The sequence below is a fragment of the Sphaerisporangium siamense genome (genome assembly GCF_014205275.1).
Lineage (GTDB): Bacteria > Actinomycetota > Actinomycetes > Streptosporangiales > Streptosporangiaceae > Sphaerisporangium > Sphaerisporangium siamense.
In genome coordinates, this window is the sequence record NZ_JACHND010000001.1 from 3,568,377 (window position 1) to 3,585,033 (window position 16,657).

13 protein-coding genes are annotated in these 16,657 nt (G+C 71.2%); 8 read left to right on the top strand and 5 right to left on the bottom strand.

The genetic code is table 11. The annotated features are described in order from the left end of the window. Positions 1 to 267 precede the first annotated feature (267 nt). Positions 268 to 564 (bottom strand): hypothetical protein, encoded by a 297-nt coding sequence (locus BJ982_RS16360; protein WP_184881000.1) that lies wholly within the window; start codon positions 562 to 564, stop codon positions 268 to 270. Positions 565 to 801: 237 nt separating this feature from the next. On the opposite strand from BJ982_RS16360, the gene BJ982_RS16365 reads away from it, so the two are divergent. The 7 genes from BJ982_RS16365 to BJ982_RS16395 all read left to right on the top strand — a co-directional run bounded on the left by BJ982_RS16365 (position 802) and on the right by BJ982_RS16395 (position 8,942). After that, positions 802 to 2,283 (top strand): helix-turn-helix domain-containing protein, encoded by a 1,482-nt coding sequence (locus BJ982_RS16365; protein WP_184881002.1) that lies wholly within the window; start codon positions 802 to 804, stop codon positions 2,281 to 2,283. Next, the gene (locus BJ982_RS16370; RefSeq protein ID WP_184881004.1) at positions 2,280 to 3,176 is read left to right on the top strand and encodes a phosphotransferase family protein; all 897 of its coding nucleotides are present in this window, start codon (positions 2,280 to 2,282) and stop codon (positions 3,174 to 3,176) included. Before BJ982_RS16365 ends, BJ982_RS16370 begins: the two co-directional genes overlap by 4 nt. A gap of 126 nt (positions 3,177 to 3,302) precedes the next feature. Then, a complete protein-coding gene (gene pcaB, locus BJ982_RS16375) occupies positions 3,303 to 4,463 on the top strand; it encodes a 3-carboxy-cis,cis-muconate cycloisomerase (protein ID WP_184881006.1) in 1,161 nt (386 codons plus the stop codon). Between the two features lie 52 nt (positions 4,464 to 4,515). Continuing rightward, on the top strand, positions 4,516 to 5,610 hold the full coding sequence (gene pcaDC, locus BJ982_RS16380; RefSeq protein ID WP_239122911.1) for a bifunctional 3-oxoadipate enol-lactonase/4-carboxymuconolactone decarboxylase PcaDC: 1,095 nt from the start codon (positions 4,516 to 4,518) through the stop codon (positions 5,608 to 5,610). 320 nt (positions 5,611 to 5,930) lie between these two features. Further along, complete coding sequence (locus BJ982_RS16385) at positions 5,931 to 6,134, top strand: cold-shock protein (protein WP_184612824.1); 204 nt, start codon at positions 5,931 to 5,933, stop codon at positions 6,132 to 6,134. Between the two features lie 112 nt (positions 6,135 to 6,246). Then, a complete protein-coding gene (locus tag BJ982_RS16390) occupies positions 6,247 to 8,106 on the top strand; it encodes an alpha-amylase family protein (protein ID WP_239122910.1) in 1,860 nt (619 codons plus the stop codon). Positions 8,107 to 8,285: 179 nt separating this feature from the next. Beyond that, positions 8,286 to 8,942 (top strand): DUF998 domain-containing protein, encoded by a 657-nt coding sequence (locus BJ982_RS16395; protein WP_184881008.1) that lies wholly within the window; start codon positions 8,286 to 8,288, stop codon positions 8,940 to 8,942. A gap of 8 nt (positions 8,943 to 8,950) precedes the next feature. Here BJ982_RS16395 and BJ982_RS16400 read toward each other — a convergent pair whose 3' ends face one another. Further along, positions 8,951 to 9,937, bottom strand: coding sequence for a malate dehydrogenase (locus tag BJ982_RS16400; RefSeq protein ID WP_184881010.1), 987 nt, complete (start codon positions 9,935 to 9,937; stop codon positions 8,951 to 8,953). Between the two features lie 182 nt (positions 9,938 to 10,119). Between BJ982_RS16400 and BJ982_RS16405 the strand changes: the two genes are divergently transcribed. Next, positions 10,120 to 11,097 carry a phosphotriesterase family protein gene (locus tag BJ982_RS16405; RefSeq protein ID WP_184881012.1) on the top strand — a complete coding sequence of 326 codons (978 nt, stop codon included), beginning with the start codon at positions 10,120 to 10,122 and terminating at the stop codon, positions 11,095 to 11,097. A 28-nt stretch (positions 11,098 to 11,125) separates the two neighbouring features. Here BJ982_RS16405 and BJ982_RS16410 read toward each other — a convergent pair whose 3' ends face one another. From BJ982_RS16410 to BJ982_RS16420, 3 genes are all read right to left on the bottom strand, one after another. After that, on the bottom strand, positions 11,126 to 11,497 hold the full coding sequence (locus BJ982_RS16410) for a PH domain-containing protein (protein WP_184881014.1): 372 nt from the start codon (positions 11,495 to 11,497) through the stop codon (positions 11,126 to 11,128). Between the two features lie 147 nt (positions 11,498 to 11,644). Further along, a complete protein-coding gene (locus BJ982_RS16415; RefSeq protein ID WP_184881016.1) occupies positions 11,645 to 14,011 on the bottom strand; it encodes a Tex family protein in 2,367 nt (788 codons plus the stop codon). 145 nt (positions 14,012 to 14,156) lie between these two features. Next, on the bottom strand, positions 14,157 to 16,367 hold the full coding sequence (locus tag BJ982_RS16420; protein WP_184881018.1) for a glycosyl hydrolase family 18 protein: 2,211 nt from the start codon (positions 16,365 to 16,367) through the stop codon (positions 14,157 to 14,159). Positions 16,368 to 16,657: the final 290 nt, after the last annotated feature.

Below are 16,657 nucleotides of genomic sequence, written 5' to 3' on the forward strand. Positions count from 1 at the left end.
TGACGCGGCCGCGCCAGCGAAACGGGCACCGGTGACGTCGCGAACCCCGCGCGGGTGAACCGCGGGCGACGTGACGGTGAACCGGCTGATCGCGGGTGGGAACGCGTACGGCTCGCGTGGTGGGGCTCACGCGAGCCGTACGGGCATGGGGAGGGGATTTCCGTGGCCACGCGGACACGGCCCGTGCGGTGGTCCCGGAATTGCGGAAATCCCCTGCGAAATGATCACGAAAACCCCGGGAAAGGCCTGAGAAGGGCGCCGGCCTGGTCAGCGTCGCATTACGTGCAGGACGCTGGCGATGCGCTCGGCCGCGGTGACGATGTCGGAGGCGTGGCCGATGCGGCCGGCCCACGAGAGCCAGAACCACCATTCCCCGTCGGCGGCGTTGGCGGCCAGGACGTCCTCGGTGACGGTGGGGGCCATGGGGTTGATCACGCGGAGGCGGGGATACAGCCCGGTGCGCGCGGTCAGGCGTACCTGGAAGGCGTGGGCCTCCAATTGCGCGGCGAGTCGTTCCAGGTGGTCGAGGGCCGCGGCGGTCTCGCCTGATTCTGCCGTCTTCATCGTGGTCTCCAGCGAGGGACAAGGTGACCGGATGGGGAACAGCCTGAACCCGGTCCCGCGTGGCGGCAATCCGAGCGAATCCACTGATAAGTGGAATAGCGTCGAAACGACGGGGGGTTTACGTGGAAACCACGCGGATGCCCGTGCATCAGTCCCATAACGCTGTGGGGCCAAAGGTGCCGGGTCGTTAACATCGGGGAAACATAAGGCCAGGACTCCAGTGGCGGAGGCAAGGGTATGGCCCGTGGAGAGCACTCCCCTGCATGCGCCAGGCGCTGGCGGGAACAGGCCGCGACGCAGGGGTGGAGCCTGTGGCAGACGGCCCAGGCCGTTCACGGCTGCTGCGGGGTGAGCCTGCTCAAGGCCCACCGTCTCGCGCGAGGCTGGTCGGCCCGCCAGGCCGTCGAAGAGCTGGAGCGCCTCTGCGAGGTCCATTCCCTCGGCCTGCCCCGGGCGAGCATCGACCTGCTCAACGCCTGGGAGAACAACCGTGCCCGCCCCCGCCCCCAGACCATCGACCAGATCGCGCGGCTCTACTCCGCCAACGCCGTGCGCCTCGGCCTCGCCGCCGACTACTGCGACGACGGCGACTCCCGGCAGGTCGTGGTCGTGGCCGCCCACCACGCCGTCCCCGTCGAGGACGCCTTCGCCCACGTGCCGCGCGGCCCGGCCGCCGAGTCCGAGGACGAGGGGGAGCGCCGGGCCCTGTTCCACCAGGCGCTGCTCGGCGCCGGGTTCCCCCTGAACGGCCGCCTGCTGGCCGAGGTCGAGCGCACCCGCCAGGACATGGACCGCACGCTGGCGTCCGCCACCGTCAGCGAGGACCAGCTCGACCGCCTGGACGAACAGGTGCTGCGCTACCGCCGCGAGTACATCAAGAGCGCGCCGCTGCCCATGCTCTACCGCCTCATGCTGGAGATCGGCGACGTGCGCAGGCTGGTCGCCGCCCGCCAGCCCGCCGTCGTCCAGCGCCGCCTGCTGAACGCCACCACGATGCTCGCCCTGCTGTCGGCCGACGCGCTCATGAAGCTCGGCGACACCCGGCAGGCCCACGCCTGGTACGGCACGGCGCGCGCCGCCTCCGACGACGTGGGCGAGGTGCGGCTGCGCGCGCTCGTGCGGGCGCAGGAGGCCATGCTGCCGTACTACTACGGCGACCTGACCGAGACCGTGCGCCTGGCCCGCGAGGCCCGCATGCTCGCCGGGAACGCGCCGAGCTCCCCGGCGGCGCTCGGCGCGGCGGCCGAGGCGCGCGCCCTGGCCCGCATGGGCGAGCACCAGGCCGCCCGCGTGGCCCTGGCCGAGGCCGAGCGCATCTTCTCGCGCATGCCGCACGAGGACACCGACCACCTGGCGTTCCGCTTCTCCGAGCGGCGGCTGCAGTTCTACCGCATGGGCACCCTCATCGAGCTGGGCGAGGCCGCGCAGGTCCAGGAGTGGATCTCCCGGTCCGCCAGCCCGTACACCATCGACCCGGCGCTGGTCCTGCTCGACCAGGCGACCCACACCGCCCGGCACGGCGGCTACGACGAGGCCTGCGGGCTCGCCGAGCAGGCGCTCACGCGGGTGCCCCCCGAGCACCGCACCTCGATCGTCGTCACCCGCGCCCGCGCCCTGCTGTCGATGATCCCGCGCGGCCATCGGCGAACACCCGCGGTGCGGCATCTGCACGACCTGCTCGCCGAGAGCGGCCCGCAGCTCGCCCTGGACCGCCGATGAACATCCTGGCGGACGAGGCCACCGCGATCCTCGCGGACGTGTGCGAGACCGTCGGCCTCGACGCCCGGGACGCCCGGCTCCTGCGCGTGCGCAGCAACGCGGTCTTCAAGCTGCGGGACGCGATCGTGGTGCGCATCGCGACCGCGCCCGACGCGCTCACGCGGCTGCCCGTCGTGCTGGCCGTGGCGCGGTGGCTGGCCGAGCGCGGCTTCCCCGCCGTGCGCCCCGCCGACGAGCTGTGCGCGCAGCCGCTGGTCCACGAGGACCGCGTGGTGACCTTCTGGCACTACGTCCCGGCCAGCGGACGGCCCACCACCCACCAGCTCGGCAAGATCCTCCGCAGCCTGCACCGGCTGCCGGTGCCGCCGTTCCCGCTCAAGCGGCTCGCCGACCCGCTGGCCGAGGTCCGCCACTCGGTCGAGCACCGCAAGGAGGTGCTGACGCCGTGCCAGCGGGTCTGGCTGCGCGACCGGGTCGACGAGCTGACCACGCGCTGGGAGTCGCTGCAGACCGGCGCCCCCGCGGTGCTGCTGCACGGCGACGCCTGGATCGACAACCTGCTGCGCTGCCGGGACGGCCACGCGGTGCTGTGCGACTGGGACGGGGTGGCGGTCGGCCCCCGGGAGTGGGACCTGGTGCACACCTACCACGGCGAGCGACGGTTCGGGCTGACCTCGGCGGACGTCGACGAGTTCGCCGGGGCCTACGGCTCTGACCTGCGCGGCTGGCACGGCTACGCGACCCTGATGGAGATCAGGGACATGTACGCGATCGGCATCCACATCCGCAACGCCACCCGCGACCCGTTCTCCCGCAAGGAGCTGCCCCGCCGGCTGGACTCGCTGACCCGCGGGGACGGCCAGGCGCGCTGGTATCTGGCGGAGCCGGCCTGAATCACGGGGGTGTCCCGGGGCCCGCGGTTTGCGGGACGACAGAATTGGCACAATGGGCACAGTGGACATCGGCCTATCAACAGGACACCCCGTGAGTGGTCCCGCCGAGACGAGGAGGCGCGTGGCATGACCGAGCGCCCTTCCCTGGACGCGGGGCTGCTGTCCCCGGTGCGCGCGGGGACGGCCGTGGAGGCCGTCACCTCCGACGAGGCGTTCCTGCGCGGCATGCTCGACGCCGAGGCGGCGCTGGCCCGCGCGCAGGCGCGGCTCGGCCTCGTGCCCGCGCCCGCCGCCGAGGCCATCGGACGGCTGTGCGAGAAGATCGAGCCGGACGTGGCGGAGGTGGCCCGGCGCGCCCGGGGCGCGGGGAACCCGCTGGTGCCCCTGCTGGCCGACCTGCGCGCCGCCGCCGACCCCACCGTGAGCCGATACATCCATCAAGGGGCGACGAGCCAGGACATCGTGGATACGGCGGCCATGCTCGTTGCCGCCCGCGCCCGCGAGATCGTCCTGCGCGACCTCGGCCGCGTCCTCGCCGCCCTGGCCGGGCTCGCCGGCGATCACCGCGACACCCCGATGGCCGGGCGCACGCTCGGCCAGCACGCCGTCCCGATCACCTTCGGCCTCAAGGCGGCCGGATGGCTGCTCGGCGTCCTCGACGCCAGGAACGCCCTGCGGGACGCCCGCCCGCCCGCCCAGCTCGGCGGCGCGGCCGGCACCCTCGAAGGGCTCGGACCCGCCGGGCTGATCGACGCCTTCGCCGCCGAGGTCGGCCTCGCGCCCGCCGTACTGCCCTGGCACACGCGCAGGACCCCGGTCACCGCGCTCGGCGCCGCCCTGGCCGCGGTCGCCGGAGCGCTCGGGAAGATCGCCCAGGACGTCGTGCTGCTGACCCAGAACGAGGTCGGCGAGGTCGCCGAGCCGTCGGCCCCCGGACGCGGCGGGTCCTCCGCGATGGCGCACAAGCGCAACCCCGTGCTGTCCATCATGATCCGCTCGGCCGCCGCGCAGGTGCCCGCCCTCACGGCGATCCTGCACTCGTCCGCGGCGACGGCCGAGCACGAGCGCCCCGCGGGCGGCTGGCACGCCGAGTGGCAGCCGCTGCGCGAGTGCCTGCGCCTCGCCGGAGGGGCCGCCGAGACCGCGGCCGAGCTCTGCGAGGGCCTGGAAGTCCTCCCCGCGCGCATGCGGGAGAACCTGGAGACGACGGGTGAGCTGTCCGGCGGTCTCGGCGCGTCGGCGGACCTCGTCGAGCGCGCCCTGGAGGCCTACCACCGGGACCGGTGAACCGGACGGCGGGGGCCGGCGCACGGCCGAGTACAGAAAGCGGAGAGACGGCGTGGAGCTGCGATATCAGGTGACCGGGCCCGAGGACGGGCCGCTGCTGGTGCTGGGGCCCTCCCTGGGCACCACCACCCACATGCTGGAGGCGCAGGCCGCCGAGCTGAGCCGGTCCTGGCGGGTGCTGCGCTACGACCACCCCGGCCACGGGAGCTCTCCCGCGGCCAAGAACCCCTTCACGATCGAGGACCTGGCCAGGGCCGTGCTCGCGCTAGCGGACGAGGACCGCTTCGCCATCGGGGGAGTGTCCCTCGGCGGCGCGGTGGCGCTGGCCGTCGCCGCGCTGGCCCCCGAGCGCGTCACCGACCTGGTGCTCTGCTGCACCGCGGCGCGGTTCGGCGAGCCGGGGCCCTGGCACGAGCGGGCCGCGCGCGTGCGCGCCGAGGGCATGGGCTGGCTGGCGGGCATCGTCACCGCCCGCTGGTTCACCCTGGGCGTGGACCCGGAGGTCGCCGAGCCGGTGCAGTCCACGCTCCTCGGCACCGACCCGGAGTCGTACGCGCTGGCCTGCGAGGCGGTCGCCGCGTTCGACCTGCGCGACGCGCTGCGGGACGTCAGGGCCCGCACGCTGGTGATCGCGGGGGACCAGGACCCGGCCACGCCCGTGGAGTACTCCGAGGTGATCGCGGACGGGATCCCCGGCGCTCGCCTGGCCGTGGTCCCCGACGCGGCGCACCTGGCGAACGTGGAGCGTGCCCCGGTGGTGGGCGGGCTGATGGCGCGGTTCCTCGGCCACGGCGTGGGCCTGAAGACCCGCAGGGAGGTGCTCGGCGACCCCCACGTGGACCGGGCGCGCGCGGCCGTCACCGACTTCACCGCCGACTTCCAGGAGTTCATCACCCGCTACGCCTGGGGCGAGATCTGGACGCGGCCCGGCCTGGACCGCAGGACCAGGAGCTGTATCACGCTGACCGCGCTGGTCGCGCGGGGGCAGCTGGAGGAGCTGGCCATGCACGTGCGGGCCGCGCTGCGCAACGGCCTCACGCCCGACGAGATCAAGGAAGTGCTGCTCCACAGCGCGATCTACTGCGGCCTGCCCGCCGCGAACGCGGCGTTCGCGGTCGCCCAGAAGGTGCTTAACGAGGACATATAACCGCCCTTCCGGCGTAAACGGCATAAACGTTTTTTAGCAAAAGTCCGCCCGGTTTACCCGGCGATGCTCCCCGAACTCGAAGGCGCCCCGCGACACGCCGGGCGCTTTTGAGTTCGGCGCGGACGGCATGTAAGGTCGGCTGTGTCGTGGCGGAGCCTCGCCACGTCGTGGTCTCCGGGAAAACAGCCGACCGTTGTTTTCTCGCCGGCGGTCGTAGCGCTTCTCCCGTGGTTTTCCGTGAATGCGGGGTAGGGTCACGCTATGCAGCCCCGAGTCGTCGGCCCGGCGGCCCGGTGAAGCTCTTACCAGGGAGAAAGCAGTTGTCTGAAGGCACCGTCAAATGGTTCAACGCCGAAAAGGGCTTCGGTTTCATCGCCCCGGACGATGGTGGTGACGACGTGTTCGTGCACTATTCGGCGATCACCTCCGGCGGCTACCGCACATTGGACGAGAACCAGCGCGTCACGTTCGTGACCGTGCAGGGCGCCAAGGGTCCGCAGGCGGAGCAGGTCACCGTCATCTGATCCCCGCCATTCTCATCCGAGCCCGTACCGCGTCGCCGGTACGGGCCTTGGGCCTTTCAGGCCGCACAGTCCGATCAGATATTCCGCCGTTCTCCGGGGTAGTCGCGACCGGGTGAGACTCACCAACACCTCAGACCTGTGGTGGAAGAACGCCGTCGTCTACTGCCTGGACGTCGAGACGTACGCCGATGGCAACGGCGACGGCATCGGCGACTTCCGGGGCCTCACCGAGCACGTCGATCACCTCGACCGGCTCGGCGTCACCTGCCTCTGGCTTATGCCGTTCTTCCCGACCCCCGACCGGGACGACGGATACGACATCACCGACTTCTACAGCGTGGACCCCAAGCTCGGCACGCTCGGAGAGTTCGTGGAGTTCATGCGGGTCGCGCGTGACCGGGGAATCCGGGTCATCGCCGATCTGGTCGTCAACCACACCTCCGACGAGCATCCGTGGTTCAAGGAGGCGCGCTCCAGCCGCGACTCCCGCTACCGCGACTGGTACATCTGGTCCGACACCCCCGAGCCCGACGATCCCAAGGGCGTGGTCTTCCCCGACAAGGAGGACAGCCTCTGGGAGTTCGACGAGGGCAGCGGGCAGTACTACTACCACCGCTTCTACCGCTTCCAGCCCGACCTCAACGTCGCCAACCCCGAGGTCCGCGACGAGATCACAAGGATCCTCGGGTTCTGGATGGAACTCGGCCTGTCCGGCTTCCGCGTCGACGCCGTCCCCTTCCTCGTCGAGGACGTCGGCAAGAAGGAGGAGTCCGCCAAGGAGGCCGAGCGGGCCAAGGACGGCAAGGGAGGCTCTCGGCCGGATTCGCGGCAGGAACCTCCGCACGCCGCCGGCGAGTGGCAGGGCGGCCAGGGCGCGGGGAGCCACGGACGGAAGGCGGCGGACGACGACGGCGGGCTGCCCGACGTCCACCGCTTCCTGCGCGACATGCGCGCCTTCATGAACCGCAGGAACGGCAGCGCCATGCTGCTCGGCGAGGTCAACCTGCCCTACCCCGACCTGCTGAAGTACTTCGGCAACGACCTCGGCGACGAGGTCACCATGTGCTTCGACTTCATCGGCATGCAGCGCATGTACCTGGCGCTCGCCCGGGGCGAGGCCGCGCCGCTGGCCGAGGCGCTGCTGGAGCGCCCGTACCCGCCCAGCGACTGCCACTGGGCCACGTTCGTCCGCAACCACGACGAGCTGACGCTGGACAAGCTGACCGACGCCGAGCGCCAGGAGGTGTTCGACGCGTTCGGCCCCGACAAGGACATGCAGATCTTCGACAGGGGCCTGCGCCGCCGGTTGCCCCCGATGCTGGACGGCGACCCGCGCAAGATCCGCATGGTCTACAGCCTGCTGTTCTCCCTGCCGGGCACACCCGTGCTGTTCTACGGCGAGGAGATCGGCATGGGCGAGAACCTCAAGGCCGAGGGACGCCAGGCCGTCCGCACCCCGATGCAGTGGACCCCGCACAAGAACGGGGGCTTCTCCACGGCCGACCCGTCCTCGTTCCGCAACCCGATGACCGAGGGCGAGTTCGGGCCCGAGAACGTCAACGTCAGCGCGCAGCGGCGCGACCCCGACTCGCTGCTGATGTGGATGACCAAGCTCGTCGAGCAGTACCGCGAGTGCCCGGAGCTGGCTTGGGGACGCTACGAGATCCTGGACACCGGGGAGCCGTCGGTGCTGGCCCACCGCGCCGACATCGACGGCGCCACCGTGCTGGCCCTGCACAACTTCGCCGACGAGGAGGTCTCCTTCACGCTCCGCCTCGACGACCTGGACGACGGCCAGGTGCTGACCGACCTACTGGTCGACGGCACCACGAAGATCTCCAAGGACGGCGACGCCGACATCGAGCTCGGCCCGTACGGCTGCCGCTGGCTGCGGGCCTCCGAGCCCGAGCTCGCGCCCGCCGACGCGGCCGACGTCGCCGACTCCGAGGCCCGCGAGGTCCAGGGCGCGTGACCCGGGGGCGCCGTCCCCGAGGCGCCCCTGACCCCGTCACCGCAGGTCACCGGGGCCGGACCCTGATCCGGACCCCGGTGGCGCCACGCTGAGCCCGGGGTCGCCTCGGGGCCGCTCCAGGGCTCCATCCGGCCGATCTCCGATGTCCGCGCAGGTCACGGGGCGGAAGAGTCGACGGCATGAACAGTCGTCTCACCGCCGGGGGGTTCGCGGCCCTCGTCTCCGGCGCGGCCGCGATGGCGGCGCTGCACGTCGTCTCGGATCTCGATCCGCTCCGGGGCATGATCAGCGAGTACGCCTACCACCCGAACGGCTGGCTGCTGCCGCTCTCGCTGACGCTGCTCGCCGTCGGATCGGCCCTGTTCGCCGTGGACATGGCGAGGCGGCGGATGGGACGGGCCGCCGCGCCGCTGCTCGGCGGCTGGAGCGTCTGCATGCTGCTGATCGGGGCGTTCCCGACGGACGCGCCGGGCATGTCGCTGTCGATGTCCGGGGGTATCCACCGCTACGCCGCGTTCGCCGCCTTCGTCTGCATGCCCGCGGCGGGCCTGGTCGTGGCGGCGCGCGGCGGCCGGCACGCCCGCGCCCTGCGCGCGCTGAGCTACGCGGCGGGCGTCTTCCTGGTCCTGGTGCTCGTCCCCTACGCCATGCGCATGTTCGGGCTCGACCCCGGCGCCGTGCCGGCCGGTCTCACCCAGCGGCTGGTCGTGGTGACGGAAGTGGTGATCCTCGCCCTCCTCGGGCTGACGGCCGTCACCGGCCGTGGTCGCCGTCCGGCCGCCGCGCGGGCGGCCGTCCAGGACCGGCCGGTGAGCGCCGTCCCGCAGAGGGTGTGACGGGCACCCTAGATGAGGCCGAGCCCGGCGACCGCGTCGCGCTCCTCGCTGAGCTCCCGCACCGAGGCGTCGATGCGCTCGCGCGAGAACGCGTTCACCGGCACGCCCGGCACGACCTCCCAGCGCCCGTTCCTGGACACCGCGGGGAACGACGAGATCAGGCCCTCGGGCACGCCGTAGGAGCCGTCGGAGGTCAGCGACACCGACGTCCAGTCACCCTCGGGGGTGCCGTTCACCCAGTCGTAGACGTGGTCGATGGCCGCGTTCGCCGCCGAGGCCGCCGAGGACGCGCCGCGGGCCTCGATGATCGCCGCGCCGCGCTTGGCCACGGTCGGGATGAAGGTGTCGCGCAGCCACGCCTCGTCGACCTGCTCGGCGGCGATCTTGCCGTTCACCTCGGCGTTGTAGAGGTCGGGGTACTGCGTGGCGGAGTGGTTGCCCCAGATCGTCATCTTGCTGATGGCGGTCACCGGGACGTTCAGCTTGGCGGCGAGCTGCGACAGCGCCCGGTTGTGGTCCAGGCGGGTCATCGCGGTGAAGCGCTCGGCGGGGACGTCCGGGGCGTGCGAGCGGGCGATGAGCGCGTTGGTGTTGGCCGGGTTGCCCACCACGAGCACCCGTACGTCGTCGGCCGCGTGGTCGTTGATGGCCTTGCCCTGCGGGCCGAAGATGCCGCCGTTGGCCTGCAGGAGGTCGCCGCGCTCCATGCCCGCCGTGCGCGGCCGCGCGCCGACCAGCAGGCCCACGTTCGCGCCGTCGAAGGCGACGTTCGGGTCGTCGCTGATGTCGATGCCCGCGAGCAGCGGGAACGCGCAGTCGTCCAGTTCCATGGCGGTGCCCTCGGCGGCCTTCACGGCCTGCGGGATCTCCAGCAGGCTGAGCCGCACGGGCACGTCCGGGCCGAGCAACTGGCCCGAGGCGATGCGGAAGAGCAGCGCGTAGCCGATCTGACCGGCGGCGCCGGTGACGGTGACCTTGACGGGAGCCTGCGTCATGACGTTTCCCTACGTGGACGGTTGACGTTTTCCGAACAGCCGAAGGCTATCCGTTCGCCCAGCACATCCCGCAGCCAGGTGCCGCGGTCGGCCCGTCGACGGCCGAATCCGTTGACGGCCACCCCCCGGCGATCTACGGTGGGCACCCCTCCGTCCCTTCGATGGCGAGTCCAGGAGGTTCCATGGCCGTGGTGGAGACCGTGCGCGGGCCGGTGGACGTCGAGCGGCTGGGGGAGACGTTGATGCACGAGCATGTGTTCGTGCTCGACCCCCAGCACGTCGAGGACTACGGCAGAGGGGCCTGGTGGGACGAGGAGTTCCGGGTCGCCGACGCCGTCGCCAAGCTGCGGAAGCTCGTGGACAGGGGAGTGTCCACCATCGTCGATCCGACGGTGTGGGGCATCGGCCGCTACATTCCGCGCGTCCAGCGGGTGGCCGCCGAGGTGCCCGAGCTCAACATCATCGTCGCCACCGGGCTGTACAGCTTCGCGGACGTGCCGTTCGCGTACGCCAACCAGGGGCCGGGCAAGCTGCTCGACATCCCGGAGCCGATGGCCGAGGACTTCGCCAAGGACATCACCGACGGCATCGCCGGCACCGGCGTGAAGGCGGCGTTCCTCAAGTGCGCGATCGATGGTCACGGCCTGATGCCGGGCGTGGAGCGCATCCTCAGGGCCGTGGCGCTCACCCACGTCAGGACCGGCGTGCCGATCACCGTGCACACCGACCCCCACACCCACACCGGGTCGGCCGTCATCGACGTGTTCACCGAGGAAGGCGTGGACCTGACCAAGGTCGTGCTCGGCCACTCCGGCGACAGCAACGACCTGGACCACCTCATGCGGCTCGCCGACTCGGGGGCGACGCTCGGCATGGACCGCTTCGGGCTGGAGTTCTACAACCCCACCGGCTCGCGGGTGGACACGGTCGTGCGCCTGTGCGAGCGCGGCTACGCCGACCGCATGGTGCTCAGCCACGACTACGCCTGCTTCATGGACACCGTGGGCGAGCACTGGGACGAGGCGCTGCCGCGGGTGGCGCCGCACTGGCACTACGGCCACATCCACGACGACATCCTGCCCGCCCTGCGCGAGAAGGGGGTCACCGACGCGCAGATCCACCAGATGCTCGTCGAGAACCCCCGCAGGCACTTCTCCTAGACGCGGGCCGCCCGTCGCGGCCCGGCCGTCACGGGTGGGCGATGTAGTAGAGGATCACGTCGTGGACGTGGTGGCTCTTCTGCTCGCCGCGGAACTCCATCTCGTAGACGTGGGTGCCGACGTTGATCGCGATGGTGCCCGAGGAGAAGAAGGACCCGGCCATCGACTTGTTGCTCACCACGCTCACGCTGGTGATCTTCGAGTACGGGATGCTGGTGATCGCGATCCTCTTGCCGACGAACGACTTGTCCTGGATGACGACGCGCCGGTCGGTGAGGCCGAGGAAACCGGTGCCCGCGCCGATGGCGTCGTAGACGGCGATGATCTGCTCGCCCTGCATGAGACCGCTCTGGATCTGCTGGAGCTGGTCCGGACGGTCGTGCGGGATGGGCCGGCTCATGGACGCTCCTCCTGCCGTGGGCTCGCCCGCCGGCGGGTCCGGAGGGCAAGCCGACTCTGGCGGACGCCGATCACAACCCGATCCGCGCGCGATTGACGTGCCGTACGGCGGGGAGCCCCCTCGCCGGACGGCACGCCCGTCACACGGTCACTTGAGCCCCTTGTCCAGCCCGGCCTTGCGCAGGGCCTCGGCCAGCGCGCCGCCGCCGGTGGATCCGCGGTCCTGCCGGGGCCGGCCGCCTCCGCCGCCTCCGCCGCGCCGGTCGGGCTTGCCGCCGCCGCCCCGGTTGCGGTCCCGGCCGCCGTCCTGCCCGGACTGCCCGGACCGGCCGCGGGCGTCGGTCTCGTCGTCCAGCCGCAGCGTCAGCGAGATGCGCTTGCGGGGGATGTCGACGTCGAGCACCTTGACCCGGACGATGTCGCCGGGCTTCACCACCTCACGCGGGTCCTTCACGAAGTTCTTGGACATGGCCGACACGTGGACGAGCCCGTCCTGGTGGACGCCGACGTCCACGAACGCGCCGAACGCCGCCACGTTGGTGACCACGCCCTCCAGCAGCATGCCGGGGGACAGGTCCGCCAGCTTCTCGACGCCCTCCTTGAACGTCGCCGCGCGGAAGGCCGGGCGCGGGTCGCGGCCCGGCTTCTCCAGCTCCTTGAGGATGTCGGTGACCGTGGGAAGGCCGAAGGTGTCGTCGGCGAACCGCGCCGGCTGCAGCGTGCGCAGCGCCGCGGTGTTGCCGATGAGCGTCTTGATGTCGGTGCCCGCCGCGTCCAGGATGCGCCGCACCACCGGGTACGCCTCCGGGTGCACGCTGGAGGAGTCCAGCGGGTCGTCCCCGCCGGGGATGCGCAGGAAGCCCGCGCACTGCTCGAACGCCTTCGGGCCGAGCCGGGGGACGTCCTTGAGCGCGCGGCGCGAGCGGAACGGGCCGTTGGCGTCGCGGTGCTGCACGATGTTCTCGGCGAGCCCGGAGCCGATGCCGGACACGCGGGTCAGCAGCGGCGCCGAGGCGGTGTTGACGTCCACCCCGACGGCGTTCACGCAGTCCTCCACGACCGCGTCCAGCGACCGGGACAGCTTGGTCTCGGCCACGTCGTGCTGGTACTGGCCCACGCCGATGGCCTTGGGTTCGATCTTGACCAGCTCGGCCAAGGGGTCCTGGAGGCGGCGGGCGATCGACACCGCGCCGCGCAGCGACACGTCCAGGCCGGGCAGCTCCTGCGAGGCGTACGGGGAGGCGGAGTACACCGACGCGCCCGCCTCCGACACCACGACCTTGGTGAGCCCGAGGCCGGGATGACGCTTGATCAGGTCGCCCGCGAGCTTGTCGGTCTCGCGCGAGGCGGTGCCGTTGCCGATGGCGACCAGCTCGACGCCGTGCTGACCGGCGAGCCTCGCCAGGACCTCGATCGACTCGTCCCATCGGCGCCGCGGCTCGTGCGGGTAGATCGTCTCGGTGGCCACGACCTTGCCGGTGGCGTCCACGACGGCGACCTTCACGCCGGTGCGCAGGCCCGGGTCCAGCCCCATGGTCGGACGGGTGCCCGCGGGGGCGGCGAGCAGCAGGTCGCGCAGGTTGGCGGCGAACACGCGCACCGCCTCGTCCTCGGCGGCCTGCCACAGCCGCATGCGCAGGTCGATGCCGAGGTGGACCAGCACGCGGGTGCGCCAGGCCCAGCGGACCGTGTCCAGCAGCCACCGGTCGGCGGGCCTGCCCCGGTCGGCCACGTCGAAGTGCCGGGCGATGCGGACCTCGTACCCGTTCGGGCCGTCCTCGGCCGGGGCCTCCTCGGGCTCCAGCGTGAGGGTGAGGACCTCCTCCTTCTCGCCGCGGAACATCGCCAGGACGCGGTGGGAGGGCAGCTTGGTGAACGGCTCGGCGAAGTCGAAGTAGTCGGAGAACTTGGCCCCGGCCTCCTGCTTGTCGTCCCTGACCCGGGAGACCAGCCGGCCGCGCGTCCACATCTGCTCGCGCAGCGAGCCGATCAGGTCGGCGTCCTCGGCGAAGCGCTCGATCAGGATGGCCCGCGCCCCTTCCAGCGCGGCGGCGGCGTCCGGCACGCCCTTCTCGGCGTCGGCGTACGGCGCGGCGGCCTCGTGGGGGTCGTGCGCGGGGTCGGACAGCAGGAGATCGGCCAGCGGTTCCAGCCCCGCCTCACGGGCGATCTGGGCCTTGGTGCGGCGCTTGGGCTTGTAGGGGAGGTAGATGTCCTCCAGCCGGGCCTTGGAGTCGGCCGCCATGATCTGCGCTTCGAGCGCGTCGTCCAACTTGCCCTGGGAACGGATCGACTCCAGGATCGCCGCCCGCCGATCCTCCAGCTCGCGCAGGTACCGCAACCGCTCTTCGAGCGTGCGCAACTGCGCGTCGTCGAGCATCTCGGTCGCTTCCTTGCGGTAGCGGGCGATGAACGGCACGGTCGCCCCGCCGTCGAGTAGCTCGACGGCGGCCTGCACCTGCCGCTCGCGCACGCCGAGCTCCTCGGCGATCCGCTGGTGAATGGAGATCGTCACGGTGTTGGTCCGCCTTCGGTTCGAGGTACGGGGACGATTGTGCACCCCCGCCCCTCGATTGTCGCGCCATGCGGGACCCGGTCAGGGCCCCGGGAACGCGAAAGGGGAGCCGCGCCCCGCGCGCGGCTCCCCTTCGTGCCTGGGGCTAGCCCAGGCCGCTCTTCATCGCGGTGATCAGCTCACCGTTGGTGGTGTCTCCGGTCAGCTCCCAGAAGAAGGCGCCGCCGAGCCCCTGGCTCTTGGCCCACTGCATCTTGCTGGTGATCGTCGCCGGAGTGTCGTAGCTCCACCACTGGCCGTTGCAGAACGCGTAGGCCGTACCCGCGATGGTGCCGTTGGACGGGCAGCGGGTCTTGAGGACCTTGTAGTCCTCGATGCCCGCCTCGTAGGTGCCGGGGGCGGCGCCGGTCGCCGTGCCACCAGGCGTCGCCTGGGTCACACCGGTCCAGCCACGGCCGTAGAAGCCGATGCCGAGCAGCAGCTTGTTGGCGGGGACGCCCTGCGCCTTGAGCTTGGCGATGGCGGCCTCGGTGGTGAAGCCCTCCTGCGGGAGGCCCGGGTAGGAGGTGAGGGGCGAGTGCGGAGCCGTCGGGCCCTTGTCGGCCCAGGCGCCGAAGAAGTCGTACGTCATCACGTTGTACCAGTCGAGGTACTGGCCGGCACCCGCGTAGTCGGTCAGGTCGATCTTGCCGCCGGCGGAGCCGTCAGCGGTGATGGCGGCGGTGATGAGGTAGTTCTGGCCGAACTTGTTGCGCAGAGCCTGGGTGAGGCCCTTCAGCGCGTTGGGGCCGCTGGTGTCACAGGTCAGGCCACAGGCGTTCGGGTACTCCCAGTCGATGTCGATGCCGTCGAACACGTCGGCCCAACGCGGGTCCTCGACCAGGTTGTAGCAGGAGTTCGCGAAGGCGGTCGGGTTCTTCGCCGCCTGCGGGAAGCCGCCGGACCAGGTCCAGCCGCCGAAGGAGTAGATGACCTTCAGGCCGGGGTACTTGGCCTTGAGCTTGCGAAGCTGGTTGAAGCTGCCGCGCAGGGCGCCGTTGTCCCAGGTGTCGGCCTGACCGTCGACGCTCTCGCCCGCCTGGTAGAAGCGGTCGTAGTCGGCGTAGCTGTCACCGATGGCGCAGCCACCGTTGGTCACGTTGCCGAAGGCGAAGTTGATGTAGCCGAGCTTCGCGGCCGAGCCGCTGGTGTCGATGTTCTTGACGTGGTAGTTGCGCCCGTAGACGCCCCAGTCCACGAAGTAACCCACGATCTTGTTGCCGCCGCCGCCGCCCTTCTGGGTGGTGGCGCTGATCTGGTTGCTCGCGTCCGACAGGTTGTTCGCCGCGTCCTTGGCCTTCACCGTGTAGGTGTAGGTCGTCTCCGCGCTGAGGCCGGTGTCGGTGTAGGTGGTGCCGGTGACCGTGGTGACCAGCGTGCCGCCGCGGTAGACGTTGTAGCCGGTGACGCCCACGTTGTCGGTGGAGGCGTTCCAGGCCAGGATCACGCTGGAGGTCGTCGTGCCGGTGGAGCGCAGGTTGCCCGGCGCGGTCGGCGGGGTCTTGTCGCCGCCACCGTTGTCGTTGTCGGTGGTCACGCTGAGCGTGTTGCTCGCGTCCGACAGGTTGTTGGCGGCGTCGCGGGCCTTCACCGTGTAGCTGTACGCCGTGTTCGCGGTCAGGCCGCTGTCGGTGAACGAGGTGCCGCTGACCGTGGTGACCAGGGTCGTGCCGCGGTAGACGTTGTAGCCGGTGACGCCGACGTTGTCGGTCGAGGCGTTCCAGGCCAGCGAGACGCTGTTGGCCGACTTGGCGGTCGAGCGCAGGTTGCCGGGCGCGGTCGGCGGGGTCTTGTCGTCGCCACCGGTGTTGTCGGTGGTCACGCTGACGGCGTTGCTCGCGGCCGACTGGTTGTTGGCGGCGTCGCGGGCCTTCACCGTGTAGCTGTACGCCGTGTTCGCGGTCAGGCCGCTGTCGGTGTACGAGGTGCCGGTGACCGTGGTGACCAGCGTGCTGCCGCGGTAGACCAGGTAGCCGGTGACACCGACGTTGTCGGTGGAGGCGTTCCAGGCCAGCGAGACGCTGTTGGCCGTCTTGGCGGTCGAGCGCAGGTTGCCGGGGACGCTGGGCGCCGTGGTGTCGGTGCCGCTGCCACCCGCGGGCGTCCACAGAGCGGGGACGTTCGGCGGCTCCCAGCCGGGGAGCGAGGTGTGGGCCTGCACGCACTTGTAGTCGACGCCGTTGTAGGTGACGATCGTGCCTGCGGTGTACGCCGTGTTCGGGGCCCAGGCCGCGGCCAGGGCGACGCTGCTCGACGCGGTGGAAGTGGCGGACGCGCTGGGGCTGAGCGCCACCGCCGTACCCAGCGGGAGAAGCATCGCTCCCGCTGCGATTAGGAGTTTCGCGGACCTGTATTTCATATGGTGCTCCACGTCCATCGGGCGGATGGGAAGGGGGGTACAACTGGACGCATGTACGGAGCCGACGTGCCGCCGAAGCCGGGACAGTGACGTCGGCCGGTCGCCGGTTTTGCCGGGCGACAGGAGGAGCCAGGCATGGGTGTGGTGGGGATCGCGGCATACTGCGACCTTCCTACCTTGGGCTAGAGCCCTTACTTTTAGGAAGCTTTCCTTTTAATTAGCTGGAAACCTACCCGCAGGCGCTTGCG